Consider the following 26,749-nt stretch of genomic DNA (forward strand, 5'->3'; position numbering starts at 1 on the left):
GGCGACTGCTGTGGCCCGAGCGGATGACCTGCTGTGACGTACGCCACTCGACTCGCGAGGCGGCCTTCCCCGGGTCCGGCGGGAGTCCAGTGGGAAACACTCAGGGCCGGAATCCATGAACTGGATTCCGGCCCTGAGTCTTCAGTAGCGGGGACAGGATTTGAACCTGCGACCTCTGGGTTATGAGCCCAGCGAGCTACCGAGCTGCTCCACCCCGCGTCGTTGTGTCTCAAGCATACGCCATGCGCGGGGGTGCTCCGCACACACGTTTCCGCGCGGCGCCGGTCAGGGCAGCAGGTGGGCGTTCGGCGCCTTGGCCGGGCCCTCGTACTCGGGGAGCAGGACGACGTCCACGCCGGCGGCCGCCAGCACCCCGGTGCCGTCGGCCCCGGGTACGAAGGTGTCCGGCTCCCGCCAGGCCGTGACGACCCGGCGCACGCCCGCGCGCAGGATCAGCTCGGCACAGGGTGCGGGGCGGGAGGCGCGGCGGGAGCAGGGCTCCAGGCTGCTGTAGACGGTGGCGCCGGGCAGCCGGGGGTCGGCCGGGTCGAGCTTCGCCAGGGCCGCCTCCTCGGCGTGCACCACGGGGTCGCCGCCCTCGCGCGAGTGGCCCCGGGCCAGCTCGCTGCCGTCGGCGGCCACCACCACCGCGCCGACGCTGAACGCCGTGCGGGAGGGCGGGCACAGGGCGGCCAGCTCACAGGCGGTGGCCAGCCAGCGCCGGTCGGCGGCGGCCGGCGCCGAGCCGGTGCCGGGGGCGGTGGGTTCGTAGCGCATGAGGACGACGTCCTCGATCCGGCGGTACTCGGTGAGCCGGAGCCGGCCGCCCTGGTACTCCCCCGGGCCGAACAGGCGCGGAGCGGCCGGGTCGCCGACGAACAGCGGAGCGAGGACGAGCTGGAGCTCGTCGGCGAGGCCCTGCTGGAGGAGCTGGGTGTGGATGGTTCCGCCGCCCTCGACCATCAGGCGCCGCACCCCGCGCACGTCGTGCAGGTGCTCCAGCAGGGCGCGCCAGTCGAGCTCGGGGCCGAGGGGGACCACGTCGGCGGTCCCGCCGAGGGCGCGGGCGGCCCGTTCGGCGCCCCGGTCGGTGGTGTACACGAGCTTCTCGCCGCCGGTGTGCCAGAAGTTCGCGGCCGGGTCGAGGTCGCCGGAGGCGGTGACGGCGATCTTCAGGGGGTACGCGGGCCGGCCCTCGGCCACCCGGGCGGCGCGGCGGCCGGGCGAGTTGACGAGGAGCCGGGGGTTGTCGGCGCGGATGGTGCCGGCGCCGATCAGGATGGCGTCCACCGAGGCCCGCACCTCGTCGACGCGGTCGAAGTCGGCCGGACTGGAGAGCAGCAGCCGGTCGGGGCCGGTGTCGTCGAGGTAGCCGTCGAGGGAGACGGCGGCGGACAGCAGGACGTACGGGTACGGCATCGGCGCGCTCCCTCGCGAAGACTCCGGCGGAGTCTTGGTTCAAGTTTGAAACAAACTTACACTGGCGGCATGACGACCCGCTGGCTCACTCCCGAGGAGCAGCGCGCCTGGCGCGCCTACATCGCCGCCTCCCGGCTGCTGGAGGACGCCATCGACCGGCATCTCCAGCAGGAGGCCGGCATGCCCCACCTGTTCTACTCCGTGCTGGCCAACCTCTCCGAGGCACCGGACCGGCGACTGCGCATGACCGACCTCGCCGAGACGCTGAAGATCACCCGCAGCAGGCTGACCTACGCGGTGACCAGGCTGGAACGGGACGGGCTGGTGCGCCGGGAGGACTGCCGCTGGGACCGGCGCAGCAGTCTCGCGGTGCTGACGCAGGAGGGGATGGCCGTGCTGGAGCGTACGGCACCCGGACATGTCGAGACGGTCCGCACGACCCTGTTCGACCGGCTCACGCCCGAGCAGGTGGGGCAGCTGGAGGAGATCTGCGCCGGGGTGGCCCGGGTGCTGGAGGGGGAGGAGGCGGGGGCCGCGGCGGAGGACGTGCCGTGGCGGCGGCGGTCGTCGCCCTGTTCGGGGCAGCCGCCCGAGCCACCCCGGTCCTGAGCGCGGGCCGGGCGCGGGCGCCGGGTGGTGCCTCGCAAACGCGTTGCTTTAACTTTTAAGCATGCGGTAGGGTCCCGGACCGAGCTGCTGCTTCAAATCTGAAGCAGGTGCCAAGGGACGGAACCCGGAGGCCCGCATGACCGACACCCCCGCCGCCACCCCGCGCGCCCGAGTCCGGGTGCCGCTGCACTTCCACGACGGCTACCGCGTCGACGCCGAACTCGTCACCTTCCACGGTCTGGACGACGGCCGGGAGCACGTCGCCGTGGTCCTCGGCGAGCCCGGGGCGGTTCCGCTCGTGCGGCTGCACTCCGAATGCCTGACCGGGGACGTCTTCGGCTCGGCCCGCTGCGACTGCGGGCCCCAGCTCCGCGAGGCGGTCGAACGCATCGCCGAGCGCGGGGGCGTGCTGCTCTACCTCCGCCAGGAGGGGCGCGGCATCGGCCTGTACAACAAGCTCGACGCCTACGCCCTCCAGGACCAGGGCCTCGACACCTACGAGGCCAACGCCGCGCTCGGCCTCCCGGAGGACGCCCGCGACTACACGGCCGCCGCGCAGATGCTGCGAGCGCTCGGCATCGGGGAGCTGGACCTGCTCTCCAACAACCCGGACAAGGCCGAGCAGTTGCGCTCGCTCGGCGTCCTCGTCCGGGACCGGGTGCCGACCGGTGTCTTCACCACGGCCCACAACGTCCGCTACCTGCGCGCGAAGGTCCTGCAGACCCAGCACACGCTGCCGCTGGTCGAGTTGGACGTCCTGCCGGAACTGAGCGCGGGCTGAGCGGGGCCCGCACGGCGCCGGGTGGGGCCGAGCGGGGCCGAGCGGGGCCGGGTGGGGCCGGGTGGGGCCGAGCGGGGCCGGGTGGTTGCCGGACTAGTGCACGGACAGGCCGCCGTCGACGAAGACCGACTGGCCGGTGACATAGGCGGCCGCGCGGCTCGCCAGGAACACCGCGGCGCCCGCGAAGTCCTCGGCCAGGCCGTTGCGCCCCACCATCGTGCGGGCGGCGAGCGCCGCCACCCGCTCCGGGTCGGACGACAGACGGGCGTTGAGCGGCGTCATGACGAACCCCGGCACCAGCGTGTTGCAGGTGACGCCGTACGGCGACCACGCCTCGGCCTGTGACCGGGCCAGCGACTCCAGCGCGCCCTTGGAGACGCCGTAGGCGCCGCTCTGCACGAAGGCCCGGTGCGCCTGCTGGGAGGTGACATGGATGATCCGCCCGAAGCCGCGTTCGGCCATGCCGGGTCCGAACCGCTGTCCCAGCAGATAGGGCGCCTCCAGGTTCACCGCCATGGTGGCGTCCCAGACGTCCTCGCCCAGCTCGCTCATCGGGGGCCGCAGATTGATCCCGGCGCAGTTGACGAGGATGTCGGGCTCCCCGAACACCCCGGCCACCTCCTCGGCTGCCGCGCGCACCCCGTCGCGGGTGCTCAGGTCGGCGCTCACCCGGGCCGCCCGGCAGCCGTGGGCCGCCAGCTCCTCGACCGTGGCGGCGAGTTCAGCCTCCCGGCGCGCCACCACCACCACGCTCGCCCCGGCCCGCGCCAGGGCACCGGCGACGGCCCGCCCGATGCCGGAACTGCCTCCGGTCACCACGGCGGCCAGACCGTCCAGCGAGAACAGCTCCGACAGATACGCCCGCGAACTCATCCCCGCACCCTAGGACCCGCGGCGAGAGTCCCCAGGACCGCCCCATCCGTCGAGCGACACCTGGGTGGCGCCGCCGAGGTATCCGGAGAGCGCGCGGCGGATGCCGGGCACGCTGTTCTCCGGAAGCTCGTCGATGCCGGTCCAGCGGACCCGGGCGTGCTTGGCCGGTTCCCGGTTCGCGGGCTCTCCTCCGTCGGTCTGCGGGCGGGTCACGGCATGTCCCTCCGGCGGGCCGTCGGGCACCGGCCCGTGGTCGCGGAGAGCCCCGGGAAACGGCTCGCCCCCGGCTCGGTGTGTCGTTGAGCCGGGGGCGTCACTGCGTAGGCCCTGTGGGACTCGAACCCACAACCAATGGATTAAAAGTCCACTGCTCTGCCAATTGAGCTAAGGGCCCTGGCGATGTTGCCTGTCCGAGCATAGCCGGACGCGGCCGGGTCTCCGATCGGGTATTGCCGACCCGGCCGCGTCGGATGGGGGACGTGACTAGTTCTCGACCGGTTCGGCCGGCTCGGGGGTGTGGGTGCGGGCCGGCCGCAGGAACCAGTGGCGGGCCGAGGCCAGCCACCAGGTCGCGGCGAAGCCCAGGACGACGAGGACGGCGACCGGGGCGTAGTTGAAGGTCTTCCAGGTGACCGGGGAGACCTGGGGAAGCATGAACAGGACCGTGATGACGGCCACCCAGGTGACGGAGACCAGGCCGATCGGGACCGACCAGCGGCCCAGGTGCCACGGGCCCCGCTCGAAGGCGTCGCCCTTGCGGACGCGGAGGAAGGTCGGGACGACGTAGGCGATGTAGAGGCCGATCACCGCGATCGAGGTCACCGCCGCGTAGGCCGTGGAGTTGATGAGGTAGGGCAGACCGAGGGCCAGGGCGCCGAGCGCGGCCAGCCAGACCGCCGCCACGGGGGTGCGCGTGCGGGGGCTGACCGTGTGCCAGACCCGCGAGAAGGGCAGTGCTCCGTCGCGGGAAAAGGCGTAGATCATGCGGCTGTTGGCGGTCACCGAGGCCATACCGCAGAAGAGCTGGGCCCCGATCACGACCAGGAGCAGGAGCTTGCCGGCCGTGGCGCCCAGGGCGTCCAGGAGGATCTGGGCGGGCGGTGCGCCGGTCGGGGACGCCAGCTCCCTGTCGTACGACTGGATGGCGAAGGTGAAGCCGAGGAGCAGGACGAAGCCGGCGATCCAGGAGGTCCAGATGGAGCGGACGATGCCCTTCGGGCCCGCCGTCGAGGCGTCGTGGGTCTCCTCCGTCATGTGGGCGGAGGCGTCGTAGCCCGTGAAGGTGTACTGGGCCATGAGCAGGCCGAGCAGGACGACGTAGAAGCCACTGCCCCAGCCCGTCTCGTTGACGAACTCCGTGAACACGAAGGACGCCGACTGGTGGTGGTCCGGGACGAGGGCCAGCGCGCCGACGATCACCGCCACGCCCAGGACGTGCCACCACACGCTGACGCTGTTCAGGAAGGCGACGATCCGGACGCCGAAGGTGTTCAGCAGGCCGTGCAGGAGAAGGATCGCCGCGAAGAGCAGGACGGTGCGGCCCGGAGTCACCCCGAAGCCGAACTGGAGGTTCAGCCAGGCGCCGAGGAACGACGCCGCCCCGAAGTCGATACCGGCCGTCACCGCCACCTGGCCCAGCACGTTGAACCAGCCGGTGAACCACGCCCAGGCCGCCGCCGAGCGGGGCGGCGCAAGGCGGTGGGCCCAGAAGTACAGGCCCGCCGACGTCGGGTACGCCGAACAGATCTCGGCCATCGACAGACCCACGGACAGGGTCATCAGACCGACCGCCACCCAGCCCCAGGTGATCACCGCGGGACCGCCGGTGACCATGCCGAACAGGTACAGGGTCAGGCAGCCGGACAGGACCGAGATGATCGTGAAGGACACGGCGTAGTTCGAGAACGCCGACATACGTCGGGCGAGGACCTGGGTGTAGCCGAGCTGGGCAAGCCGTTCCTCGTCCGACGGCCCGTCCGTGCCACTCGTCGCTATCGCGTCTTCTGTCATGCCCCCAGCGATTCCCTTCCATCTGCCGTGACATGCGTCACACGGGCTCCGCCCTCCGCGCACACCCCCCGCTTCCCCACCGCGGGCGGGCCCGGGCCCGCCCGGAGACCGCCGGCGTCGTCGGTGGGGGGACGGCGGAAGGGCGGCCCGGGGTGTCCGGGGCCGCCCTTGCCGGGTTGGAGGGGTCAGGGGGTGTGGAGGGTGTGGGGTACTGCGGGGGCCTTGGTCTCTATGAGGATCTGGCAGGAGAGGCCGCAGACCAGGAGGGCCTCCAGCAGCAGGGCCGGCAGGTCGCCGCCGGCCAGGCCGAAGAGGGTGAACGCCGCGGCGAGGCCCAGCCGGGACCAGGCGCGCAGGTCGCCGCCGAGGCCCACGTTGAGCAGGTGGATGCCGCCGACGCCGAGCAGGAACACGGCCATGCCGAAGCACAGCACCGGACCGCCGTCCAGGGCCGGGTGCCCGTGGCCGCGGGCGTTGGCGGCCTGCGCGGCGAGCAGCCCGCCGACGCCGGTCACCGTGATGCCGCCGTGCACGAACAGATGGCCGTAGACGTAGGCCTGGCCGGTCAGCCGCCACTGGCGCAGCGGTGACGGGTCGACGTGGTCGAAGACCAGCCACCACTGGCAGGCGGCGATCAGGAAGGAGCCCGCCACCACGGCCATGGTCTCGGCCCGCAGCCCGCTGGCGGCGATGCCGATGGCGTTGAGGGCGACGACCTCCCCCAGCACGATGATGGTGAACAGGCCGAAACGCTCCGGGATGTGCGAGGCGTTGAACGGCACCCGCGCCACCGCCGAGGCGGACAGGATCGGTGTCAGCAGCTCGGCCAGCAGGCCGGCGCCCCACAGCACGTAGCAGTGGGGCGTGGGCAGCAGCGCCGACGCTCCCCAGATCCCCGCGCCGAGCCCGTACCCCTGGAGGAAGCGCCTGGTCAGGGTCCGGGCCCGGGGCACGTGGTAGTGGGCCCGCAGATAGAGGCCCAGCAGGATCAGCCGTACGAGGAAGTAGCCGAGGGCGAAGCGTTTCGCCCCGGCGGTGCCCGTGAACGCCCCTGGCACGGCCACCGACACCGACAGGACCGCCATCATCGCGATGATCATGATGAGCCGGTAGATCCGGTCGTCGTTGTCGAAGCGGTCGGCGTAGAAGGAGTAGCCGACCCAGGCCCACCAGATCGGGACGAACAGCGCCCCGAACCGCAGCACGCCCGCCCAGGTCGGGGCATGCAGCAGGACCTCGGTGAGTTCGGCCACGGCCACCACGAAGACCAGGTCGAAGAAGAGCTCCAGGGGTGAGGCGGCCCGGTGGTGCCCCTCCTCGGGCACCCTGAGCCGCACTCGCCCCCGGTGCAGTCGCACCTTGCCGGTGTAGGTGCCGCGCGCGACGCCCGCCTCCGGCGCGCCCACCCCCCGCATGCCGGTCAGCCCCCGGCGACCTGGGTGTGGGCGTCGTCGTGGTAGCCCTTGATCTCGGTGATCAGGCCGTCGTCGCCGACCCGGAACGTGTCGATGCCGCGGTCCTCCACCACTCCGCCGTCCTTCTTGTGGGCGGTGATGTGGAAGGTGAACGCGGCCTCGTCGCCGCTGATCACCACGTCGGTGACGCGGAACTCGACCCGGTCGATGACCTCGAAGACGCCGTCGAAGAAAGCGGTCACCGCGGCCCGGCCCCGGTTGGCGGGCGCGCCGACCGGCTCGTACTGGACCACGTCCGCGGCGAGCAGGGCGGTGAACCGCTCCCGGTCCCGCTTGGCGAAACTCTCCGCGTACCCCTCGACGGCGGCGCGGATCTGCTGCTGGTCTGGCATGACTTCTCCGTACGTAGGTGTGGGGCGGTGCGGGCGGGGTCAGGCCTGCGCTTCCACCTCGCGGACGAAGGCGGCCATGAAGTCCCCGGTCACCTGCGGGTGCTTGGCGGTGATCAGGTCGCCGTCGACCACCAGGTCGGCGGTGCCGTCGCCCTCGTAGACGATCTCGGCGCCGGCGTTCTCCACGTCGCAGACGATGTTGTGCGCGCAGGTCACCCTGCGCCCCTCCAGCAGGGTGCGGTCGGCGCACAGCAGCCACAGCGAGTGGCAGATGGTGCCGACCTTGAAGCCCGGCGCGGCCATCGCGGCCCGCAGGAACTCCACGGCCGGCGCCTTGTTGCGGCTGCCCGGGCCCGGCACCTCGACCTGGTAGCGCAGCCGGTCCATGGCGTACGCGCCGATCAGGACCACGCCCACGTAGTCGGCCGGGTCCAGCGCGGACACCTCGCGGGTGACGGTGACGTGCTCCTCGACGTAGCCGTCGTCGGGGTTGCTGCCGAACGTCAGCGACGGCTGCCCCCACAGGTGGGAGACGTAGTCGACGGCGTACCCCCGCTCGGGGAAGTACGCGTTGAAGTCACGGAACTCCGACGGGTCGAAGTGCTCCTCGATCAGGACCGCGATCCGGCCCCTGTCCGCCGCCACCCGCTCACCCGCCCAGGCCGAGCGGGCCGAGGAGCTGGCGCGGGTCGAAGAAGGCGTGGACCTCCTTGATGCGCCCGTCCTCGATCCGGAAGATGTTCGCGCCGCGGACCGTGATCGGCTCGCCGGTGGGGGCCGCGCCCATGAAGACACCCAGGTGGGTACCGGTGATGGTGAAGGACGCGGCGACCTTGTCCCCCTGCTCCAGCAGTTCGTCGATGGTGAAGACGCGGTCCGGGAAGCCGCCGTACCAGCGCAGCGCGAACTCCTTGTACGCCGGCAGGCCGTGGATGCCGTCCGGGGAGATCGGGTTGTCGAAGACCACGTCGGTGGCGAGGATCCCGTCGGCGATCCGGAGGTCGCCGGGAGCGGTCAGGAACTGCTCGTAGTACGTGCGGACGAGCTTGGAGCCCTCGTCGGAAACTTCGGCCATGGGTTCAACTCCTCAAGTGTGGCGGGGTTCACAGGCCCGGACCGCCGCCGCCGTAAGGTCACGCGGCGGTCCGGGATCCGTCCGGCGGCTCAGGCGTCCGCGAGGAACCACTCGGCGGCGCGCTCGCCGATGACGTAGCAGGTCAGGTTGGGGTTGGCGCTGACGTGCGTGGGCATCACGGAGGCGTCCACCACGCTGAGGTTCTCGATGCCGTGCACCCGCAGCCGCTGGTCCACGACCGCGCTCTCGTCGCCGCTCGGGCCCATCTTCGTGGTGCCGACCGGGTGCCACAGGGTGGCGGAGTTCTCCCGGATGTACCGCAGCAGTTGGGTGTCGTCGTCGACCTGGGCCTGTGTGAGCTTGTCCGACAGACCGCTGGAGAGGTCCCTGATCTGCTTGGAGTTGGCGATCTCCCAGGCCAGGCGGACGCCGTCCAGGGCGATGGCGCGGTCGGCGTCGGTGCCGTAGGAGTTGAGGAAGATGTCCGGCTGGACGGTGGGGTCGGCGCTGCTGAGCGAGACCCGGCCGCGGCACTCCGGCTTCTGCAGCACGCTCATCACGCTGATCGGCCGGTGGGTGACCGGGACGTAGCGGCTGACGAAGTACATCTGCATGTCGTTGAAGTGCTGCGAGCCCGGGTTGGTGTAGCGGACCAGGACCTGCACGTCCGGGTCGTCGGGGTCGGTGACGCCCTCGCGGGGCAGCAGGCCGACGGTGATCTGCTGGTGCTCGATCAGGTTCTCGCCGACGTTCGGCTGGTCGAGGACCACCTCGATGCCGAGGGCGCGCAGCCGCCGCTCGGGGCCGACGCCGGAACGCAGCAGGATCGCGGGGGAGTTGAGGGCGCCGGCGGAGAGGGTGACGTGGTCGGCGTACACCTTCTCCAGGCGCCCGCCGGTCTCCACCTCGACACCGACCGCCCGGGTGCCCTCGAACAGCACCCGGTGCACGGTGGCGCCGGAGCGGATGGTGAGGTTCTTCCGCTCACGGGCCTCGGTGAGGTAGGCGATCGCGGTGGAGACACGCAGGTCGCCGCGGCGGTTCATGGGGATCGGGCCGACGCCGGTGGACTCCGGGTCGTTGTGGTCGGCGACATAGCCGAAGCCCTGGTCGATGCAGGCCTCCAGATAGGCGGCCTGGAACGGCACGAACTGGTCGCGGGTGTGCCGGACGATCGGGGTGGGGCCATTCTTGCCGTGGAACGGGCCGTCGAAGTCCTGGTCGTCCTCGATCTTGGTGAAGTACGGCAGCATCGAGCGCCACGACCACTCGTCGTTGCCCAGGTCGGCCCACTCGTCGTAGTCCGCCGGGATGCCGCGCAGCGCGATGGCGCCGTTGACCGCGGAGCAGCCGCCCGCCACCTTGCCCCGGGCGTAGGTGAGGGACCGGCCCGGCACCGCCTCGGCGCTGTAGCCCCAGTCGTGGTCCTCCACGGAGACGGTCCGCGCGTTGGTGATGTCACCGGGGATCTCTGAGACGTCCGCCCAGTCGGGTCCGGCCTCCAGGAGCAGGACACTGACGCCGGCGTTCTCGGTGAGTCGGCTCGCGAGCACGGCACCCGAGGAGCCCGCGCCGACGACTATGTGGTCATACTTCATGGGTTCTCCCTCTTGGGACCGCTACCGGGGTCCGGGGTCACAGACCCGGGAACTCATCGGTCTCGATCCAGGTCTCGATGGCCTGCTTCTCCGCGAGATCGACGTACTCGTACCGGACTCCCAGGGCGTCGGGCTCCGTGATGATCCAGCCCGGGGTGGCGCCCTCCGCGCTCCGGGACGCCGCCGCGACGCCGATGCCCTCGGCTTCGAGCGCTCTGAGCCGGCCCTCCATGTCCGGCTCCCAGAGGCCGAGGTAGAGGATCCGGCCCTCGTTGGCGGTGGAGAAGATCCCCTCGTCCCCGTCGGCCTCGATCAGCTCGTAGTACGGCGGCCCCTGTTTCGAGAAGGCCACGTGCACGACCTGCTCATGCGGGTGCGGATCCTCGAGTCGCGGATTCGTCACGTGCGCGGGCTTGGTGAATTCAAGACCGTGCGTCCGCTCGTAGTACTCGATCGCCTTCTCCAGATCGGGCACGACCACGCCGATGTGGAAGTAGGGCTGCTCGCTCATGTCCGCTCCCTGTAATTCCCGTTCACTCGTCGACCGGGTCGTACGCGTCGAGCTGCGGCGGCTGCGCGAGGTACGTCAGCATTTCCGGGACGATTTCCTTGAGGTATTCCTTGGCGCTGTGTTCGGCGAGCGCCGCCTCGTCCACGTACTGTTCGACGACCAGGTACCTGCGGGGGGTGGTCCGGTGCCGTACGAACTCGAACACCGGGGTGCCCGGCTCGTTCGCCCGGACCTGCCGCACCAGGAGCTTCAGCACCTTCTCGAAGGGCTCCTCGCTGCCTTCGGCGACGTCCAGGACGGTGGTGCACGTGATCACTGGTCCTCCAGTTCCGCTCGGCGGGCGGCGTCTCAGTGCAGGGGCGGCAGCAGGATGTCCGCCGTCTCGTCCTGGATCTTGGCCTCGGCCCCGGGGTACGCGAACAACTCGGTGCCCAGGTCGCCGAAGAGGGAGTAGCCCTCGGCGGCGCGGGTGTCGAACCACATCGACATCTCGTGGCCGACCTCCTCGCCGAACAGGTGGTTGACCATCGCGAGGGTGCCGGCGTTGATGGAGGCGGCACCGGCGGTGGTCCAGATGCGGTCCTCGGGCGCGCCGAGCCACATACGGCGGGGCTCCACCACGTTGGCGCCCTCCTCCTTCAGCCGCCGGGAGATGGGCGGGCTGCAGGTCACCGGGGTCTTGCCGAGGATGCCGGCGCGCTGCAGGATGCCGACGCCGACGCAGTTGGCGCCGATGAACCTGCCGTTGACGTGGTGGTGGCGGATGGTGTCGAGGATCCGCTCGTTCTTGGTGGCGGCGCCGGAGCCGCGGCCGCCGGGGACGTACAGCACGTCGTACAGGTCGTCGTCCTGGAGCACCGCGTGCGGCTCGACCCGGGCACCCATCTGCATGGTGACCGGGCCCTCCTCCAGGGCCACCAGCTTGACCTCGATGTCCTCGCCGGCCGTCTCCTTCAGATAGACCGCGACACCGATCATGATCTCCCAGGGGATGATGGTGTCCGACTCGCTGCACCGGTCGTACGCGAGCACCGCGATGCTCTTGATCTCAGCCATGGATTGCTCTCCAGTCCACTCCGGGATTACCGGGCCGCGGCATTCGCCGAACACTCGGCGGCTTGCGCGGAATTACCGGTCTCTGGTGGCGAAGCTAGCGTGCCGTGGAATGCACCCGGAGCCTTCCACGGATACTTTCTGAACTCCCGGCCGGGGCCGACGGAAGGCGCTTTTACGCAACTCGCCGATACTTTCTGAACTCGCCGCCGCATAGCGCGACGCCGCACCCGGACGCCCCGGAGGGGGCGGCGCGGTCCGCCCGGACCGGTCGGTCGGCGCGGGGCTCCCGGCCCCGGTGGCCGGGGCACACGGCCCGGCGGGCCGGCAGTAGGACCATCGGTTCAATCACGCCCGCATCCGGCCGAGTTCACGAAGTCGTGGTGGGTTTCTGGCCGCACGCGCGGGTGTCCAGAAGCCTGACGGCATGACATCTGAGAGCTCTGAGCTGCTGATCCGGCCTGCCGGCGGGAGCCCGCCGGGACGGCGGAGCGCGGGGACGGCGGGTCGCTTCTTCGGCATCGTCGTGGGCAACTTCCTGGTCCTGCTCGACGCCTCCATCCTCAACGTGGCGGTGCCGGACCTGCGGGACGATCTGCACGCCTCGGCCAGTGCGCTGCCGTGGACGGTGGACGCCTACACCGTGGTGTTCGCCGGCCTGATGCTGGCCGCGGGCTCGATCGCGGACCGCTTCGGACCGCGCCGGATCTACCGAACGGCCCTGATCTCGTTCGGCGTCGTCTCGGCGCTGTGCGCGGCGGCGGACTCCGCAGGGCTGCTCATCGCCGGGCGGGCCCTGCTGGGTGTCGCCGCGGCGGGCCTGGTGCCGGCTTCGCTCGCCCTGCTCGCCGGGCTCTACCCGGACCCGGCCAAGCGTTCCCGCGCCGTCGGCGCCTGGGCGGCGATCAGTGCGCTCGGTCTGGTCTCGGGGCCCGTGCTCGGCGGGGCCCTGGTCGCCCTCGGCGGCTGGCAGCTCGTCTTTCTCGTCAACCCGCCGATCGCGCTGGTCACCGTGGTGCTGGCGAGGTCGCTGTCGGCCGACCGGCCCACCGCGCACCGCCCGATCGACTACCCCGGCCTGCTGCTGTCCATCGCCGGCCTGGGCGCGCTCACCTTCGGACTCGTCGACGGCGGCACCGACGGCTGGGGGCGTGCCGTGCCGGTGACCGCCCTCGTGGTCGCGCTGCTGGCCTTCGTCCTGCTCGCCGTCGTGGAACGCCGCGCCGAGGACCCGGCCCTGCCCCCGGCGCTGCTCTCGCTCTCCCGGGTGCGGGCCGACCTGGTGGCGGGCTCCGCCGCCTCCTTCGCCTTCTACGGGCTGCTGTTCGCCATGACCCAGTGGATGGTCGAGGACCGGGACATGTCGGCGCTGCGGACCGGGCTCGCGTTCCTGCCCATGACGCTGCCCCTCGCCGTCCTGCCGTTCTTCACCGGTCGCCTGGTCGCGAAGATCGGCACCCGGCCGCTCATCCTGTTCGGCCTCACCGCCGGTGCCGTCTCCGGGCTGGTCCTCTCCTTCTCCGGCACCGAGACCCCCCTCGCGCTCCTCGTCGCCGCCCAGCTCGCCCTCGCGCTGTGCGCCACCACCGCGATCCCGGCCTCGACCGCCGACATGGCCACGGCCGCGCCGCAGCGCTTCGCAGCCACCGCCCAGGGCGCACTGAACGCCTCCCGCCAGGCCGGCTCGGCACTCGGCGTCGCCGTGCTCGGCACGCTCGGCTCGATGCACCGGATCGGCCTCGGAGTCGTGGCGCTCGGCGTCGGCTCGACTCTCGTGGTCGGTCTGCTCGGCCGGGCGAAGCCCGAGCGGGACGCCTGACCCGCCCCACCGCACCCCGCCCGCCCCGACCTTGCTGACACGTTGAAAGGAAGCGAGCCATGACCACCGCCCAGGACGAGACCGTCTCGGCCCCGGTCCGGCGCAACGTCGCCTGGATCCGCTCCGCCCTCCAGACGGCGATCGAGCTCGAGCACTCCACGCTGCCCGTCTACACCGCGGCGATGCTCTCGCTCGAGGTGCAGAACTTCACCAGCTACAACACGATCCGCAGCGTGCTGATGGAGGAGATGGTGCACATGTCCATCGCCGCCAACATGCTCGCCGCGATCGGCGGCCGGCCCCGGATCAAGGACCTCGACCCGAAGTACCCCTCGCACGGCCTGCCCGGCGGTGTGGAGCCCGACCTGCACTTCGGCCTGGCCAGGCTCTCCAAGCCGCAGCTTCGCAACTTCATGCGGCTGGAGTCCCCGCTCTTCCTGCTCCCGGAGGAGTACGGCCACGAGGACTTCCCGACCATCGGCAAGCTCTACGCCCAGATCAGGGACGCCATCGTCGCCAATGCCGCCGAACTGCGCGCGGCGGTGCAGGGCGGCGGGGTCGCCAACCAGGTCGGCGACAACATCGGCTTCAAGACCATCGTGCCGACGCCCGGCGTGGACCCGGTGGACCAGTTGCTCGAGGGCATCGACGAGATCCTGCAGCAGGGGGAGGGCGCGGCCAGCGGCACGATCCGGACCGGCGCCGCCTACCAGCACGAGGAGTCCCACTACGGGAAGTTCGCCGAGCTCTGGTACGGCCGCACCTACCGCGAGCCGGAGCCGGCGGTCGAGCTGACCCCGGAGACCGAGGCCGTGCACTTCCAGGGCGCGCGGATCGACTGGCCGTCGGTCATCAACACGCTCGCGGTGCCCGCCGACGGCTACGACAAGCTGCTGGCCGAGGACCCGGACGGCAAGGAGATCTCGGAGGCGCTGCTCGCCTTCGACCAGGACTACAGCGACATGATGGCCCACCTCGACGCGATGTGGAACGGCGACCCCGACCAGCAGTGGCCGACCTTCGGCGAGGCGGTCCACAACATGATGAAGCTGCGGGTCTTCTCCTCCTTCACCTTCATGCAGCGCCGGATCCCGCCGGCGCTCATCGACGACCTGCCCCGGCTGTACCCGGCCGAGTTCGGCTTCCTGCACACCTACACCGACCTCGACAAGCCGGTGTTCTACGGCCCCCGCTTCCGCAACCTCAACGCCGACCAGGCCTGAGCGCCCCCGCAGGAGAGAGTCACCATGTCCCGTACGAAGAGGGTCCTCATCGTCCTCACCAGCCACGCGGAGCTGGGCGACACCGGCCGCGAGACCGGCTACTACATGCCCGAGGTCGCCCACCCCTGGCGGGTGTTCACCGAGGCCGGCCACCGGGTGGACCTCGCGTCCGTGCGCGGCGGCCGTCCCCCGGCCTCCGGGACCGACCTGACCGACCCCGTGCAGAAGGCGTTCCTCGCGGACCCGGAGATGGCCGGGAAACTCTCCGGCACCCTCCGGCCCGAGGACGTGGACCCCTCCGCGTACGACGCCGTCTTCTTCGCCGGCGGCCACGGCACCATGTGGGACTTCCCCGACAACCCGGCGCTGTCCGCGCTGGCCCGTGACGTCTACGAGGCGGGCGGCGTGGTCGCGGCGCTCTGTCACGGGCCGGCGGCCCTGGTCGGGGTCCGGCTCTCCGACGGCCGCCCGCTGGTCGACGGCAAGCGGCTGACCGCGTTCAGCAACGCCGAGGAGACCGCGGTCGGCCTCACCGGCGTCGTCCCGTTCGCCCTGCAGACCGCCCTGGAGGAACTGGGCGCCAAGCACGAGGCGGCGCCCGAGTTCACCGCCCACGCGGTGACCGACGGCCGCCTGGTGACCGGCCAGAACCCGGCCTCCGCCACGGACACCGCCATGGCGACGGTGCTCGCCCTGGCGGCCACGTGACGACGCAGCCGGCCGCGGGCGGCCGCGCCGCCGCGGGTGGTGCGGCCGCCCCCTCGGCGGGCGGCCGCACCGCCGCCGTGACGGCGCCCGCGCCGCGGCGGACACCGGCGCCGGACCCGTACGCGACGGGCCGCGCCCGCTGGTTGGTCCTCGCCGTGGGGCTCACCTGCACCTTCCTCGTGGTCGGCGGGGTCTCCATCGCCAACCTCGCCATGCCCTCCCTCCAGCAGACCCTGCACGTCGGCTTCGGCGCAGTGCAGTTCGTCGTCGCCGGGTACGGACTGGTCTACGCCGTCTTCCTGATCACCGGCGGCCGGCTGGGCGACGTCCTGGGCCGCCGCCGCGTACTGCTCGCCGGCCTGGTCCTGTTCACCGCCGCCGTGCTGGTCAGCGGACTCGCCCCGAACGCGGCCGTGCTGATCGGCGCCCGCCTGGTGCAGGGCTTCGGCGCCGCGTTGATCTACCCGCAGATCCTGTCGATCATCCAGGACACCTTCGAGGGCGCCGAACGCAACTTCGCCCTCGGCCTGTTCGGCGCCACCATCGGCGTCGCCATCGTCGTCGGCCAGCTCGTCGGCGGGGCGCTGATCCAGCTCGACATCGGCGGCCTGGCCTGGCGGCCGGCGTTCCTGGTGCTGGTCCCGCTCGGCACCGCCGCGCTGCTCACCGGCCGCCGCGTCATGGCGCCGGACCGGCCGGCCGGCCGCCCGCACATCGACCTGGCCGGCACCGGTCTGCTCGGCGGCGCCCTGCTGCTGCTCGTGCTGCCGCTGCTGGTCGGCCCGGGCACGGGCTGGGCCTGGTGGACCTGGCTGATGTTCGCCGCCGCCGTCCCGGCGTTCACCGTCTTCGTCCGCTACGAACGGCACCTGGACCGCACCGGCCGCACCCCGCTGCTGCGCCCGTCGCTGTTCCGGCAGCGCGCCTTCGGCATGGGCATGGCCATCGGGGTGCTGTTCTTCATCACCATCGTCGGCCTGGCCGTCTACACCTCGCTGACCTTCCAGGTCGGCCTCGGCCTGGACCCGCTCCAGGCGGGCCTGGCCTTCGCGCCGGTCGGCGTCGCGTTCTTCGTCTCGTCCCTGCTGGTGCCCCGGCTGGTCCCGCGGCTCGGCCGGTCCGTGTTGGTCATCGGTCACGTCCTGCTGCTCGGCGGCCTGATCGCCGCCTGGGCCGTCGTGCACGCGGCCGGCACCGGCCTGTCGGCGGGCGAGCTGGCCCTGCCGCTGCTGTTGGTCGGCACCGCCCAGGGACTGACCATGTCCCCCTTGATCGGGGTCGTCCTGACCGGCATCCGGGTCGACGACAAGGGCTCGGCCTCGGGCGCCCTGACCACCGCCTTCCAGGTCGGCCAGGCCCTCGGCGTGGCCGGAATCGGTACGGTCTTCTCCGTCCTCGGCGCCCGGCCGGGCGTGAGCGGTGCGTCAAGCCGTTACCAAGTCGCCTTTCAATCCGCCCTGTTGGTGATGGCCGCGCTTACGCTGGTCTCGTTCGTCCTGGTATTCCGGCTTCCGAACCCCCACGACAGCCGGCCCCACCACCACTTCCTGTGGGTGCGGCACGGCCGCCGCACGGGCCTCGCACACGCCTTGTACCTGCTGACCGGCGGTCACGCGGTGGGCCGCCGGCTCGGCCACTGGTTCCACCACCACGAAGGGAAACACTGATGCGTCAGGTCGCTCTGGGCACCCAGGGTCTGCGGGTCTCCGCGCAGGGTCTCGGCTGCATGGGCATGAGCCAGTCGTACGGAGTCGGCAACGACGAGGAGTCGATCAGGACCATCCACCGGGCCCTCGATCTGGGCGTCACCCTGATCGACACGGCCAACGTGTACGGGGCGACCGGCCTGTACGGCATCGGTGCCAACGAGAAGCTGGTCGGCTACGCCCTCCGGGAGCGCCGGGACGAGGTCACCCTCGCCACCAAGTGCGGCATCGCCGACGTGCGGCCCGGTGCCGGCATGGAGCTGCGCGCCGACCCGGAGTACATCCGGCAGTGCTGCGACGAGTCGCTCCAGCGGCTCGGCGTGGACCACATCGACCTGTACTACCTGCACCGGATCGACCCCCGGACCCCCGTCGAGGACTCCATCGGCGCCTTCGCCGACCTGGTGAAGGCGGGCAAGGTCCGCTACATCGGGGTCTCCGAGGTGTCCGCGGACGAGCTCGAGCGCGCCCACGCCGTCCACCCGGTGACGGCCCTGCAGAGCGAGTACTCGCTGTGGAGCCGCGAGATCGAGGCGGAGGTGCTGCCCACGGCCCGCCGGCTGGGCATCGGCGTGGTCCCATTCTCCCCGCTCGGCCGGGGCTTCCTGACCGGCGCGGTCACCAGCCGGGACACCATGGCCGCGAACGACATGCGCCGCAACCTGCCGCGCTTCTCGCAGGACAACATCGACGCCAACCAGAAGGTCGTCGACGTGATCCGGGACATCGCCGCCGGCCACGACGTGCTGCCCGGACAGGTCGCGCTGGCCTGGGTGCACGCCCAGGGCCCCGAGGACATCGTGCCGATCCCGGGCACCAAGCGGACGAGCTACCTGGAGCAGAACACGGCCGCCGCCGGTCTCACCCTGACCGACGACGACCTGTCCCGGCTGGCCGAGGCGGCCGCCCGTATCCAGGGCGCCCGCCGCTAGGGCCTGTCCTTCCCGGCTCAGTCCGCCTTCAGCTCCGGCGGATGCAGGAAGTAGTTGGCGGCCGACGCCGCCTGCGCCCCCTCGTGGACGGCCGACGTCACCTGGTGGGAGTGCAGGGCGGTGAGGTCGCCGGCCGCGTAGACGCCCGGCACGCTGGTCTTCTGCTCGGAGTCCACCTCGACGTAACCGGTGGGCGCGAGCCGGACGCCGAGCTGCCGGGCGAGCGTGGTCTCGGGGGTCGCGCCCTGGATGGAGAACAGCGCGTCCAGTTCCAGCCGGCGGCCCCCGCGGGTGACCACCGCGGTGAGCAGCCCGCCGGCGCCCTCCACCTCCCCGATCCGGTCGTGCACCACGGGGATGCCGGCGCCCTCGAGCCGGCGGCGGAACTTCGGGCTGATCTCGTCGCTCGCGCTGTTCGTCAGCAGCCGCACCCGGTCGGTGAGGCTGTGCAGCTGCATCGCCTCGCCCGCGGCCGCGTCGGTGTGCCCGACGACCAGGATGCTGCGCCCCCGGTTCTCGTACCCGTCGCAGGTGATGCACCAGAACATCGACCGGCCCACGTACGACTCCCAGCCCGCGAAGTGCGGGAAGTGGTCGAGGACGCCGGTGGCCAGCACCAGCGTCCGGGCCCGCCAGGAGTGGCCCTGGGAGCGGACCGTGAAGCCGCGCTCCGCGTCGCCCTCGGCATGGGTGATCAGATGGTGCGCGATCCTGGCGCCCGGGTACCGGCCGAGCTGCTCCCGGCCGAGCTTGCGCAGGTCGACGGTCGGGATGCCGCCCGGGAACCCCAGGTAGTTGTGGTTGGTCTGGTGGTGCGTGGAGCGCCCGTGGCCCGTGTCGAAGACCAGGACCTCGCGGTTGTAGCGGGCCAGGTAGAGCGCGGCGGACAGCCCGGCGGGGCCGCCCCCGACGACTACGGCGTCGGCAGCCTGCATGGTCGTGTCCCCTTCTCAGGTCGTGCGGCTGGGTTCCCCCGCCAGCTCCAGCTCCGCGTGGACCGCGCCGAGGCAGCGGTTCATGACCACGCGCAGTCCCCCCGCCACGGCGATGTCCCGCGCTTCGTCGGACACGATGCCGAGCTGCAGCCACAGCGTCCGGGCCCCGATGGCGACGGCCTCCCGGGCCACGTCGGGGGTCTCGGGCGCCGGCCGGAAGACATCGACCACGTCGACCGGCTCCCCGATCTCGAGAAGCGAGGCGAAGGCGGGCCGGCCCAGCACCTCGCGGTGGTACGGGTTGACCGGTATCACCCGGAAGCCCTTGCGCTGGAGGTAGGCCGGGATCTCGTGCGCGGACTTGCCCTCCTCCGCCGAGGCGCCCACCACCGCGATGGTGCGCGCCCCGCCGAGAATCCTCCGGTACTCGTCCCACAGGTGATCGCCCATGGTCACGTCCCCTCGTCGTGTCGTTCGCCGCCCGCGGCCCGGTGCCGTGGACGCAACCAGATGACGCCGAGGGGCGGCAGGGTGACCTCGACGCTCCGCTCCTGGCCCTGCCAGGGCACCGGACGGGCGAGCAGCGGCCCGGAGTTGAGCACGTCCGAGCCGCCGTAGCGGGCCGCGTCGGTGTTGAGGACCTCGGTCCACTCACCGCCGTCCGGCACCCCGATCCGGTAGCCGTGGCGCACGCTCGGCCCGAAGTGGTGCACGCACACCAGCGGGCCGCCGTCGCCGTCGTAGCGGACGAAGGCGTACACGTTGTCCTCGGCCGCGTCCGCGTCCAGCCAGGCGAAGCCGCGGGGGTCGGCGTCCAGGTCCCACAGGGCGGGCAGCCGCAGATAGTGGGCGTTGAGGTCGCGCACCAGGTCCCGTACACCCGCGTGCGCGCCGTCGGCCGTGGCCGCCCAGTCGGTCCCGGTGTCGTGCGACCACTCGCTCTCCTGGGCGAACTCCTGGCCCATGAAGAGCAGTTGCTTGCCCGGGAAGCCCCACATGAAGGCGAGGTAGGCCCGCGCGTCCGCGAACCTCCGCCAGCGGTCGCCGGGCATCCGGCCGAGCAGCGAGCCCTTGCCGTGCACCACTTCGTCGTGGCTGATCGGCAGCAGGTGGTTCTCGGCGTACGCGTAGACCATGGGGAAGGTCAGCGCGTGATGGTGGTACTGCCGGTGCACCGGGTCCCGGCCCATGTAGCCGAGGGAGTCGTGCATCCAGCCCATGTTCCACTTGAACCCGAAGCCGAGCCCGCCGTGGTCGGTGCGCCGGGTCACGCCGTCCCAGGCCGTGGACTCCTCGGCGATGGTGATCACGCCGGGGCAGCTCCGGTACACGGCGGCGTTCATCTCCTGCAGGAACTCCACCGCCTCCAGATGCTCCCGGCCGCCGTAGGCGTTGGGCAGCCAGCCGCCCTCGGGGCGGGAGTAGTCGAGGTAGAGCATCGAGGCGACGGCGTCCACCCGGAGCCCGTCGACGTGGAACTCGGCGCACCAGTACAGGGCGTTGGCGACCAGGAAGTTGCGCACCTGCTCGCGGCCGTAGTCGAAGACGAGGGTGCCCCAGTCGGGGTGCTCGCCGCGCCGCGGATCGGGGTGCTCGTACAGGGCGGTGCCGTCGAAGCGGGCCAGCGCCCAGTCGTCCTTGGGGAAGTGCGCCGGCACCCAGTCGAGGATGACGCCGATGCCCGCCCGGTGCAGGGCGTCCACCAGGTACCGGAAGTCGTCGGGGGTGCCGAGGGCGGCCATGGGCGCGTAGTACGAGGTGACCTGGTAGCCCCAGGAGCCGCGGAACGGGTGCTCGGCGACGGGCAGGAACTCCACATGGGTGAAGCCCAGCGCCTTGACGTAGGCGGGCAGTTCGCCGGCCAGCTCGCGGTAGCCGCGTCCCGGCCGCCAGGAGCCCAGGTGCAGTTCGTACACGCTCATCGGCGCCCGCTCGGCGCGCAGCCGGCCGCGTTCCGCCATCCATGCGCCGTCCGTCCACCGGTGGCGGGAGGCGAAGACGACGGAGGCGGTGCCGGGCGCGGCCTCGGCCGAGCGGGCCAAAGGATCGGCCTTCTGCCGCCAGGTGCCGTCCGGCCCGAGGATCTCGAACTTGTACCGGCAGCCGTCGCCGACGCCCGGCACGAACAGCTCCCACACCCCCGAGGCGCCCAGGGAGCGCATCGGGTGCCCGGCGCCGGCCCAGTGGTTGAAGTCCCCGACCACCCGGACGGCGCGGGCGTTCGGCGCCCACACCGCGAACGCGGTGCCGCTGACGGACCGGTGCTCGCACACCCGGGCGCCCAGCACCGTCCACAGCCGCTCGTGCCGGCCCTCGGCTATCAGGTACAGGTCCAGCTCCCCCGGCACCGGCGGGAAGCGGTAGGGGTCGTCGGTCTCGCACTCGCAGTCGGCGTACCGCACCCGCAGCCGGTAGTCGGGCACGTCGTCCGGCCCGCCGGGGCCGGGCAGCGTCCCTGAGAAGACCCCGCCGCCCTCGTGGCGCAGCTCGGCCAGCACGTTCCCGGCCGGGCCGACGGCCCACACCGCCTCGGCGAGCGGCTTGAGTACGCGCAGGGTCAGGCCCCCGGGCCCTGGGTGCGGGCCGAGCAGCGCGTGCGGGTCGGCCGTCTCTCCGGTGGTGAGGCGCTTGAGATCGGAGGCCGTCGGCCGGGCCGGGGCCGGGCGGACGGGGTGGGGGGAGACCTGCGGGTTCACGAGAGGTGCGTCCTGTCCGTGATGATGTGGGCGACCTGGTTCCGCGGGTCGAGGCGTACGTAGTTGTCACGGCCCCAGCGGTACGTCTCGCCGGTCAGCTCGTCGTGCGCCTCGAAGGTGTCGGCGCGGTCCAGGCCGAGGGCGGGCAGGTCGAGGTGGACGGTGGCCTCGCGCACGCTGTGCGGGTCGAGGTTGAGGACCACCAGCACCCAGTCGTCGCCGGCCCGCTTGGAGAAGCAGACGACGGCGTCGTTGTCGGCGCGGTGGAAGCGCAGGTTGCGCAGCCGGCGCAGCGCCGGGTGCTCCCGGCGCAGCCGGTTGAGGGTGGTGACCAGGGGGGCGAGGGTGTCGCCGGAGGCATCGGCGGCCTTCCAGTCCCGGGGCCGGTACTGGTACTTCTCCGAGTCCAGGTACTCCTCGCTGCCGGGACCTGCGGGCACGTTCTCATACAGCTCGTAGCCCGCGTACATCCCCCAGGCCGGGGCCGCCGTCGCGGCGAGCACGGCCCGCACCGCGAAGGCCGCGCGGCCCCCGTACTGCAGGAAGGCGTTCAGGATGTCGGGGGTGTTCACGAAGAGGTTCGGGCGCAGGTAGGCCGCGCTCTCCTCGCCGCCGAGCCCGGCCAGTTCGGAGAGGTAGGACTCCACCTCCTCCTTGGAGTTGCGCCAGGTGAAGTACGTGTACGACTGGTGGAAGCCGATCCGGGCCAGGCTGTGCATCATCGCGGGCCGGGTGAACGCCTCGGCGAGGAACAGCACGTCGGGGTCGGTGGCGTGCACCTCCTCGATGAGCCGCTCCCAGAACCAGACCGGCTTGGTGTGCGGGTTGTCCACGCGGAAGATCCGCACCCCGTGCGCCATCCAGTGGCGCAGCACGCGCAGGCACTCCGCGTACAGCCCCTCGGGCTCGGTGTCGAAGTCGAGCGGATAGATGTCCTGGTACTTCTTCGGCGGGTTCTCGGCGTAGGCGATCGACCCGTCGAGCCGGTGCCGGAACCACTCCGGGTGACCGGTGACCCAGGGGTGGTCGGGCGAGCACTGGAGCGCGAAGTCCAGCGCCACCTCCAGGCCCAGTTCACCGGCCCGGGCGACGAAGTGGTCGAAGTCGTCCAGGGTGCCGAGGTCGGGGTGGACGGCGTCGTGGCCGCCGGCCGGGGAGCCGATCGCCCACGGTGATCCGGGGTCGTGCGGGCCGGCGGCCAGGGTGTTGCCGCGGCCCTTGCGGTGGGTGGTGCCGATCGGGTGGACCGGCGGCAGGTACACCACGTCGAAGCCCATCGCGGCGACGGCGTCGAGCCGCTCCGCCGCGGTGCGCAGGGTGCCCGAACGCGGCGGCTCCAGCACTCCCTCGGCGTTCACCGTCTCCGCGACGGCGCCCTCGGAGCGCGGGAAGAACTCGTACCAGGAGCCGTACAGCGCCCGCTCCCGGTCGACGCGCAGCGGCAGTTCCTCCGAGCGGGTCACCAGCTCGCGCAGCGGGCGGGCGGCCAGGACCGCGGTCACCTCGGCGCCGAGTGCGGCTGCGAGCCGCTCGTCGGGGCCGAGGGTGCCGTCCACGAGCCCGCCGAGGGCCGCCGTGAGCACCTCGCGGGCCCGCTCCTCGGCACCGGCCGGCAGGGCGTCCAGGGCCCGTTCGAGGAGCCGCGCGCCCTCCGCGAGGACCAGCTCCACATCGATCCGGGCCGGGATCTTGATCCGGGCGGTGTGCCGCCAGGTGGCCACGGGATCGCTCCACGCCTCCACCCGGTACGTCCACTCGCCCTCCCGGCCGGCCGCGACCTGCGCGGCGTACCGGTCGGTGCCCGGCGCGACCAGCCGCATCGGCGTCCAGGGGCCCGCCACACCGTCCGGGCCGGTCAGGACCACGTTCGCGGCGACCGCGTCGTGTCCCTCCCGGAAGACCGTGGCGGACACCTCGAACAGCTCGCCCGGCACGGCGCGCGCGGGACGGCGGCCCGCGTCCACCTGGGGGCGGACGTCCCGCACGGGTATCCGGCCGACGGTGGGTGCCGGCCGACGGACGTCGGGCTTGCCTTGCATGGTCATGCCTCCTGGCACTAGGGGCCTGTCCGGCGGATCAGGGCCCGGCGGTGGCGGGCACCGGGGTCAGGGCAGGGAAGGGGGATGCGGCGCGGGCCGGCGCAGCGCCGTGGTCCGTTGCTCACGTCGGCGATGATGCGGCGGTAGCCCGCCACCAGCGGATGGTGCGGATAGGCCGTGCTGAACAGCCGTTCCCCGGCCAGAGCCGCCATCTCCGGGGCGTAGGGCAGGGACACGGTGACCGGGGCGCCGAAGGCGTCCTCCACCTTCGCCCGCAGCGGCTCGTGGGGCGTCCCGGACGGCACCAGGTTCACCGCGACGCTCAGCCGTCCGCAGCCGAGGCGGTCCGCGAGCGACATCGTCTCGGCGGCGCCCGCCATGTCCAGCCGGTCCGCCCGGGTGACCACCACCAGGGCGTCCGAGCTGGCCATCGAGGTCACCGTCTCGTTGTTGAACCCGGCGTGGGTGTCGAGGAGCAGCACGTCCAGGGCGAGCGAGTCGATCAGCCGGTCGAAGCCCTCCCGGAGCAGGCCCACGTCGTAGCCGCGGCCCATGATCTCGTTGATGCCGGCCCGGCTGCGGGCCGTCACCACGAAGAACCCGTCGTGCCCGGCGTCCGCCTCGGCCGGATAGGCGGCCTCCTCGATCTCGCAGCGCCCGATCAGGTAGTCGCTCAGGGAGCGCCGGACGGTGCCGAGCGCGTCCCCGAACATGACGTCCAGCGCCGGGGTCTGGATGTCGGTGTCCACCAGTGCGACCCGGTGGCCGGAGGAGGCCAGGAGCACCGCCAGGTTGGCGGCCGTGCTCGACTTCCCCGTACCGCCCCGGTACGAGTGCACGGTGATGATCTGCGACATGGTCTCCACCCGGGGTCTTCCATCAGGAGGCGCGCCGGTGCACGGCCATCATGGTGATGTCGTCCGACTGCTCGGCGGGTCCGACGAACTCGTTCAGCACCCCGTCCATGTGGTCGAGGAGTTCCTCGCCGCGCACCGCCGCCCCGGTGAGCTGCTTGAGCATCAGGTCGTTGCCGAAGAACCGGCCCGAACCGGACCGCGCCTCGGTCACCCCGTCGGTGTAGATGAAGAGCGTGTCACCGGGGCTGATCTGCGCGTAGCCCAGCGAGAAGGTGACGTCGGGAATGACGCCGACCGCGGGCCCGGTGGGTTCCAGCAGCACCGGTTCGGCGCCGTCGGCGCTGACCAGCACCGGCGGGTTGTGGCCGCCGTTGATGTAGACGAGGTTGCCGGTCAGCGGGTCGAGCACGCCGAAGAACAGGGTGGCGAAGTAGCCCTGCCGGATGTGGTTGCGGGTCAGGTAGTTGTTGGTGCCCACCACCGCGTTCAGCAGCGGGGTCGCCCCCACGACGGGGATCGCCCGGGTCTGCTCCTCCCAGACGGTGGACTCGTTCAGCACGTCGGCCGCGATCAGGCTCTGCAGTCCGCTCTGCTCGGCGGTGTGCCGCAGCAGGCTGCGGATCAGCGCCATGAACAGGGCGGCGCCCACGCCCTTGTCGCAGACGTCCGCCACCACCAGCGCCAGCCGGCGCCGGTTGACCAGCTCGAACACGTCGTAGAAGTCTCCGGCGACGGTCCGGGCCGGACGGAAGCGGACGTCGATCTCCCAGTCGTCGGGGCTGGGCAGGGTGTCCGGCAGGAAGCCGAGCTGTATCTCCCGGCCGATCTCCAGCTCCCGTTCGTAGCTGAGCAGTTCGGCGTGCGCGGCGACGTCCTGCAGGGTGCGGCTGAACTCGTTGCGCTCGTGACAGTCGCGCAGCCGGGCGCGGACCAGTTCGGGGTGGAACGGCGGCACCAGGTAGTCGGCGCCCGCCTGGACGTGCCCGCCGAGCAGGTGCAGATCGTGGTCGGCGAACGCCACCACGGTGGGCTGCCGCCCCTCGTCGTCCAGTCGCCGTACGACCGCCTTCACCGTGGCCGGGGCGAGCCGGGCGGAGACGAGCAGCACGTCGGTCTCCCCCAGCTCGCCCGGCGCCTGTGCGAGGGTCTCGCCGGGTGTGCGGCGGCGGACCTCGAACCGCAGCTCCCGCAGCGTCGCCAGGAGTTCGTCCGGGGCGCGGCGGTGTTCGTCAAGGAGCAGCACCTTCGTGTGTGACATCTCGTCTCATCCGTCGTGGTGGCCGCGGCGGATCGTCAGCGTGCTGACGTTCCGCCCCGCCACCAGCTCGTAGTCGAAGCGGTCCACCGCCGTCAGCGCCAGGAAGACACCGAGCCCGCCGACGGCGCGCCGGGCCAGCGGCATCTCCAGGTCGGGCGACTTCATCCCGCCGCGCGGGTCGAAGGCCGGGGCGTCGTCGACGAAGCGCACCCACACCCGGTCGGGGGCGACCCCGCCGTCCACGCAGATGTCGCCGCTCGCCCCGCGGTAGCCGTGCATCACGATGTTGGTCGCCAGCTCGTCGGCCGCCAGCCGCAGCCGGTAGGTCTCGCTGTCGCTCAGCCGTCCCGTCCGCCCGAGCTCCAGGACGAACCCGGCGACCAGGTCCAGGGATTCGAGGTCGGCCGGGATCCGCAGCCGCTCCGCGGTCCGCGCGGCGAGCGGCATGTCGCACCACTCCTGCTCGGCGGTGTGCTTGGCCGACGCGGCCCCCGAGTCGATCGCCATCTCCGTGGCCCCTCTCAGGCGTCGATCAGCTCGATGCTGTGGTCGAAGCCGGCCAGCCGGATGGTGCGGCTCACCGGCTCCGTCGCCCCGATCACGGCGATGCGCACCTCGTCGCCCATCTTCTGGCGGGCGAAGACCAGGGAGCGCAGGCCCGCGCTGGCCAGGAAGTCGAGGTGCCGGGCGTCTATCTCGAGACGCACCGCGCCCTGCTCGGCCGCCCGGTCGATCAGGTCGTGGAAGCGGGGTGCGGTGGACGCGTCCAGCTCTCCCTTGATCTCGATCGTCGCGATGCCCTCGGACACGCTCAGGATTCCGTCGAACGACATGGACAGC

The 26,749-nt window shown here is 72.0% G+C and carries 27 protein-coding genes and 2 tRNA genes; 7 read left to right on the forward strand and 22 right to left on the reverse strand.

The genetic code is table 11. The features are described 5' to 3' along the window. Positions 1 to 145: 145 nt before the first annotated feature. Positions 146 to 219 (reverse strand) — tRNA-Met (locus ACZ6B1_RS32310). A gap of 66 nt (positions 220 to 285) precedes the next feature. Beyond that, positions 286 to 1,419 (reverse strand): dihydrofolate reductase family protein, encoded by a 1,134-nt coding sequence (locus ACZ6B1_RS32315; protein WP_468784272.1) that lies wholly within the window; start codon positions 1,417 to 1,419, stop codon positions 286 to 288. Positions 1,420 to 1,488: 69 nt separating this feature from the next. On the opposite strand from ACZ6B1_RS32315, the gene ACZ6B1_RS32320 reads away from it, so the two are divergent. After that, a complete protein-coding gene (locus tag ACZ6B1_RS32320; protein ID WP_468784274.1) occupies positions 1,489 to 2,028 on the forward strand; it encodes a MarR family winged helix-turn-helix transcriptional regulator in 540 nt (179 codons plus the stop codon). A 136-nt stretch (positions 2,029 to 2,164) separates the two neighbouring features. Continuing rightward, on the forward strand, positions 2,165 to 2,809 hold the full coding sequence (locus ACZ6B1_RS32325) for a GTP cyclohydrolase II (protein ID WP_468784277.1): 645 nt from the start codon (positions 2,165 to 2,167) through the stop codon (positions 2,807 to 2,809). A gap of 93 nt (positions 2,810 to 2,902) precedes the next feature. Here ACZ6B1_RS32325 and ACZ6B1_RS32330 read toward each other — a convergent pair whose 3' ends face one another. From ACZ6B1_RS32330 to ACZ6B1_RS32385, 12 genes are all read right to left on the reverse strand, one after another. Further along, positions 2,903 to 3,682 carry an SDR family NAD(P)-dependent oxidoreductase gene (locus tag ACZ6B1_RS32330; RefSeq protein ID WP_468784279.1) on the reverse strand — a complete coding sequence of 260 codons (780 nt, stop codon included), beginning with the start codon at positions 3,680 to 3,682 and terminating at the stop codon, positions 2,903 to 2,905. Positions 3,683 to 3,691: 9 nt separating this feature from the next. Beyond that, positions 3,692 to 3,895: an NUDIX hydrolase gene (locus ACZ6B1_RS32335; RefSeq protein WP_468784281.1), complete on the reverse strand. Its 204-nt coding sequence runs from the start codon at positions 3,893 to 3,895 to the stop codon at positions 3,692 to 3,694. Positions 3,896 to 4,003: 108 nt separating this feature from the next. Then, positions 4,004 to 4,076, reverse strand: a tRNA-Lys gene (locus tag ACZ6B1_RS32340). A gap of 89 nt (positions 4,077 to 4,165) precedes the next feature. Beyond that, positions 4,166 to 5,692, reverse strand: a complete 1,527-nt coding sequence (locus tag ACZ6B1_RS32345; protein WP_468784283.1) for an amino acid permease — start codon at positions 5,690 to 5,692, stop codon at positions 4,166 to 4,168. 185 nt (positions 5,693 to 5,877) lie between these two features. Then, positions 5,878 to 7,107 carry a low temperature requirement protein A gene (locus ACZ6B1_RS32350; RefSeq protein WP_468784285.1) on the reverse strand — a complete coding sequence of 410 codons (1,230 nt, stop codon included), beginning with the start codon at positions 7,105 to 7,107 and terminating at the stop codon, positions 5,878 to 5,880. Between the two features lie 5 nt (positions 7,108 to 7,112). Next, the gene (locus ACZ6B1_RS32355; RefSeq protein ID WP_468784287.1) at positions 7,113 to 7,499 is read right to left on the reverse strand and encodes a nuclear transport factor 2 family protein; all 387 of its coding nucleotides are present in this window, start codon (positions 7,497 to 7,499) and stop codon (positions 7,113 to 7,115) included. A gap of 39 nt (positions 7,500 to 7,538) precedes the next feature. Continuing rightward, on the reverse strand, positions 7,539 to 8,144 hold the full coding sequence (locus ACZ6B1_RS32360; protein WP_468784289.1) for a DJ-1/PfpI family protein: 606 nt from the start codon (positions 8,142 to 8,144) through the stop codon (positions 7,539 to 7,541). Positions 8,145 to 8,148: 4 nt separating this feature from the next. Next, on the reverse strand, positions 8,149 to 8,574 hold the full coding sequence (locus ACZ6B1_RS32365; RefSeq protein WP_468784291.1) for an ester cyclase: 426 nt from the start codon (positions 8,572 to 8,574) through the stop codon (positions 8,149 to 8,151). A gap of 89 nt (positions 8,575 to 8,663) precedes the next feature. Next, positions 8,664 to 10,172: a GMC family oxidoreductase gene (locus ACZ6B1_RS32370; RefSeq protein ID WP_468784293.1), complete on the reverse strand. Its 1,509-nt coding sequence runs from the start codon at positions 10,170 to 10,172 to the stop codon at positions 8,664 to 8,666. Positions 10,173 to 10,209: 37 nt separating this feature from the next. Further along, a complete protein-coding gene (locus tag ACZ6B1_RS32375) occupies positions 10,210 to 10,683 on the reverse strand; it encodes a VOC family protein (protein ID WP_468784295.1) in 474 nt (157 codons plus the stop codon). Positions 10,684 to 10,705: 22 nt separating this feature from the next. Then, entirely contained in the window at positions 10,706 to 10,999 is a 294-nt protein-coding gene (locus tag ACZ6B1_RS32380; RefSeq protein ID WP_390054065.1) for a putative quinol monooxygenase, read from the reverse strand. A gap of 32 nt (positions 11,000 to 11,031) precedes the next feature. Next, the gene (locus ACZ6B1_RS32385) at positions 11,032 to 11,739 is read right to left on the reverse strand and encodes a DJ-1/PfpI family protein (RefSeq protein WP_468784298.1); all 708 of its coding nucleotides are present in this window, start codon (positions 11,737 to 11,739) and stop codon (positions 11,032 to 11,034) included. Between the two features lie 424 nt (positions 11,740 to 12,163). On the opposite strand from ACZ6B1_RS32385, the gene ACZ6B1_RS32390 reads away from it, so the two are divergent. The 5 genes from ACZ6B1_RS32390 to ACZ6B1_RS32410 are packed head-to-tail and all read left to right on the forward strand — an operon-like array spanning position 12,164 to position 18,124. After that, positions 12,164 to 13,555 (forward strand): MFS transporter, encoded by a 1,392-nt coding sequence (locus ACZ6B1_RS32390; protein WP_468784300.1) that lies wholly within the window; start codon positions 12,164 to 12,166, stop codon positions 13,553 to 13,555. A 59-nt stretch (positions 13,556 to 13,614) separates the two neighbouring features. Next, a complete protein-coding gene (locus ACZ6B1_RS32395; protein ID WP_468784303.1) occupies positions 13,615 to 14,778 on the forward strand; it encodes a ferritin-like domain-containing protein in 1,164 nt (387 codons plus the stop codon). 24 nt (positions 14,779 to 14,802) lie between these two features. Next, positions 14,803 to 15,486 (forward strand): type 1 glutamine amidotransferase domain-containing protein, encoded by a 684-nt coding sequence (locus ACZ6B1_RS32400; protein ID WP_468784305.1) that lies wholly within the window; start codon positions 14,803 to 14,805, stop codon positions 15,484 to 15,486. Continuing rightward, positions 15,483 to 17,153, forward strand: coding sequence for an MFS transporter (locus tag ACZ6B1_RS32405; protein WP_468784307.1), 1,671 nt, complete (start codon positions 15,483 to 15,485; stop codon positions 17,151 to 17,153). The genes ACZ6B1_RS32400 and ACZ6B1_RS32405 overlap by 4 nt, the downstream gene beginning before the upstream one ends. After that, positions 17,153 to 18,124, forward strand: coding sequence for an aldo/keto reductase (locus tag ACZ6B1_RS32410; protein ID WP_468784309.1), 972 nt, complete (start codon positions 17,153 to 17,155; stop codon positions 18,122 to 18,124). Before ACZ6B1_RS32405 ends, ACZ6B1_RS32410 begins: the two co-directional genes overlap by 1 nt. Positions 18,125 to 18,141: 17 nt before the next feature. Here the strand turns inward: ACZ6B1_RS32410 and ACZ6B1_RS32415 are convergent, their stop codons facing one another. From ACZ6B1_RS32415 to ACZ6B1_RS32450, 8 genes are read right to left on the reverse strand one after another with little or no spacing between them, the layout of a single operon-like run. Continuing rightward, on the reverse strand, positions 18,142 to 19,059 hold the full coding sequence (locus ACZ6B1_RS32415) for an NAD(P)/FAD-dependent oxidoreductase (protein ID WP_468784311.1): 918 nt from the start codon (positions 19,057 to 19,059) through the stop codon (positions 18,142 to 18,144). 15 nt (positions 19,060 to 19,074) lie between these two features. After that, on the reverse strand, positions 19,075 to 19,509 hold the full coding sequence (locus ACZ6B1_RS32420) for a CoA-binding protein (protein ID WP_468784313.1): 435 nt from the start codon (positions 19,507 to 19,509) through the stop codon (positions 19,075 to 19,077). 2 nt (positions 19,510 to 19,511) lie between these two features. Beyond that, positions 19,512 to 21,755 carry a 1,4-alpha-glucan branching protein GlgB gene (gene glgB / locus ACZ6B1_RS32425; RefSeq protein WP_468784315.1) on the reverse strand — a complete coding sequence of 748 codons (2,244 nt, stop codon included), beginning with the start codon at positions 21,753 to 21,755 and terminating at the stop codon, positions 19,512 to 19,514. After that, entirely contained in the window at positions 21,752 to 23,800 is a 2,049-nt protein-coding gene (locus ACZ6B1_RS32430; RefSeq protein ID WP_468784317.1) for an alpha-1,4-glucan--maltose-1-phosphate maltosyltransferase, read from the reverse strand. The genes glgB and ACZ6B1_RS32430 overlap by 4 nt, the downstream gene beginning before the upstream one ends. A gap of 11 nt (positions 23,801 to 23,811) precedes the next feature. Continuing rightward, the gene (locus ACZ6B1_RS32435) at positions 23,812 to 24,651 is read right to left on the reverse strand and encodes a MinD/ParA family ATP-binding protein (RefSeq protein ID WP_468784322.1); all 840 of its coding nucleotides are present in this window, start codon (positions 24,649 to 24,651) and stop codon (positions 23,812 to 23,814) included. A gap of 22 nt (positions 24,652 to 24,673) precedes the next feature. After that, the gene (locus ACZ6B1_RS32440) at positions 24,674 to 25,909 is read right to left on the reverse strand and encodes a PP2C family protein-serine/threonine phosphatase (protein ID WP_468784324.1); all 1,236 of its coding nucleotides are present in this window, start codon (positions 25,907 to 25,909) and stop codon (positions 24,674 to 24,676) included. 6 nt (positions 25,910 to 25,915) lie between these two features. Then, on the reverse strand, positions 25,916 to 26,416 hold the full coding sequence (locus ACZ6B1_RS32445; RefSeq protein ID WP_468784326.1) for an ATP-binding protein: 501 nt from the start codon (positions 26,414 to 26,416) through the stop codon (positions 25,916 to 25,918). A 14-nt stretch (positions 26,417 to 26,430) separates the two neighbouring features. After that, entirely contained in the window at positions 26,431 to 26,742 is a 312-nt protein-coding gene (locus ACZ6B1_RS32450; RefSeq protein WP_351661372.1) for an STAS domain-containing protein, read from the reverse strand. Positions 26,743 to 26,749 lie beyond the last annotated feature (7 nt).

It is taken from the genome of Streptomyces sp. NPDC041129 (genome assembly GCF_055592265.1).

What these genes read in the sequence shown, in the direction of transcription:
- ACZ6B1_RS32430 (WP_468784317.1), bottom strand. Translation starts at nt 23,800, where the DNA reads ATGACCATGCAAGGCAAGCCCGACGTCCGTCGGCCGGCACCCACCGTC.
- ACZ6B1_RS32385 (WP_468784298.1), bottom strand. Translation starts at nt 11,739, where the DNA reads ATGGCTGAGATCAAGAGCATCGCGGTGCTCGCGTACGACCGGTGCAGC.
- ACZ6B1_RS32390 (WP_468784300.1), top strand. Translation starts at nt 12,164, where the DNA reads ATGACATCTGAGAGCTCTGAGCTGCTGATCCGGCCTGCCGGCGGGAGC.
- ACZ6B1_RS32370 (WP_468784293.1), bottom strand. Translation starts at nt 10,172, where the DNA reads ATGAAGTATGACCACATAGTCGTCGGCGCGGGCTCCTCGGGTGCCGTG.
- ACZ6B1_RS32355 (WP_468784287.1), bottom strand. Translation starts at nt 7,499, where the DNA reads ATGCCAGACCAGCAGCAGATCCGCGCCGCCGTCGAGGGGTACGCGGAG.
- ACZ6B1_RS32320 (WP_468784274.1), top strand. Translation starts at nt 1,489, where the DNA reads ATGACGACCCGCTGGCTCACTCCCGAGGAGCAGCGCGCCTGGCGCGCC.
- ACZ6B1_RS32395 (WP_468784303.1), top strand. Translation starts at nt 13,615, where the DNA reads ATGACCACCGCCCAGGACGAGACCGTCTCGGCCCCGGTCCGGCGCAAC.
- ACZ6B1_RS32415 (WP_468784311.1), bottom strand. Translation starts at nt 19,059, where the DNA reads ATGCAGGCTGCCGACGCCGTAGTCGTCGGGGGCGGCCCCGCCGGGCTG.
- ACZ6B1_RS32375 (WP_468784295.1), bottom strand. Translation starts at nt 10,683, where the DNA reads ATGAGCGAGCAGCCCTACTTCCACATCGGCGTGGTCGTGCCCGATCTG.
- ACZ6B1_RS32330 (WP_468784279.1), bottom strand. Translation starts at nt 3,682, where the DNA reads ATGAGTTCGCGGGCGTATCTGTCGGAGCTGTTCTCGCTGGACGGTCTG.
- ACZ6B1_RS32315 (WP_468784272.1), bottom strand. Translation starts at nt 1,419, where the DNA reads ATGCCGTACCCGTACGTCCTGCTGTCCGCCGCCGTCTCCCTCGACGGC.
- ACZ6B1_RS32450 (WP_351661372.1), bottom strand. Translation starts at nt 26,742, where the DNA reads ATGTCGTTCGACGGAATCCTGAGCGTGTCCGAGGGCATCGCGACGATC.
- ACZ6B1_RS32435 (WP_468784322.1), bottom strand. Translation starts at nt 24,651, where the DNA reads ATGTCGCAGATCATCACCGTGCACTCGTACCGGGGCGGTACGGGGAAG.
- ACZ6B1_RS32365 (WP_468784291.1), bottom strand. Translation starts at nt 8,574, where the DNA reads ATGGCCGAAGTTTCCGACGAGGGCTCCAAGCTCGTCCGCACGTACTAC.
- ACZ6B1_RS32440 (WP_468784324.1), bottom strand. Translation starts at nt 25,909, where the DNA reads ATGTCACACACGAAGGTGCTGCTCCTTGACGAACACCGCCGCGCCCCG.
- ACZ6B1_RS32345 (WP_468784283.1), bottom strand. Translation starts at nt 5,692, where the DNA reads ATGACAGAAGACGCGATAGCGACGAGTGGCACGGACGGGCCGTCGGAC.
- ACZ6B1_RS32325 (WP_468784277.1), top strand. Translation starts at nt 2,165, where the DNA reads ATGACCGACACCCCCGCCGCCACCCCGCGCGCCCGAGTCCGGGTGCCG.
- ACZ6B1_RS32420 (WP_468784313.1), bottom strand. Translation starts at nt 19,509, where the DNA reads ATGGGCGATCACCTGTGGGACGAGTACCGGAGGATTCTCGGCGGGGCG.
- ACZ6B1_RS32410 (WP_468784309.1), top strand. Translation starts at nt 17,153, where the DNA reads ATGCGTCAGGTCGCTCTGGGCACCCAGGGTCTGCGGGTCTCCGCGCAG.
- ACZ6B1_RS32400 (WP_468784305.1), top strand. Translation starts at nt 14,803, where the DNA reads ATGTCCCGTACGAAGAGGGTCCTCATCGTCCTCACCAGCCACGCGGAG.
- ACZ6B1_RS32445 (WP_468784326.1), bottom strand. Translation starts at nt 26,416, where the DNA reads ATGGCGATCGACTCGGGGGCCGCGTCGGCCAAGCACACCGCCGAGCAG.
- ACZ6B1_RS32350 (WP_468784285.1), bottom strand. Translation starts at nt 7,107, where the DNA reads ATGCGGGGGGTGGGCGCGCCGGAGGCGGGCGTCGCGCGCGGCACCTAC.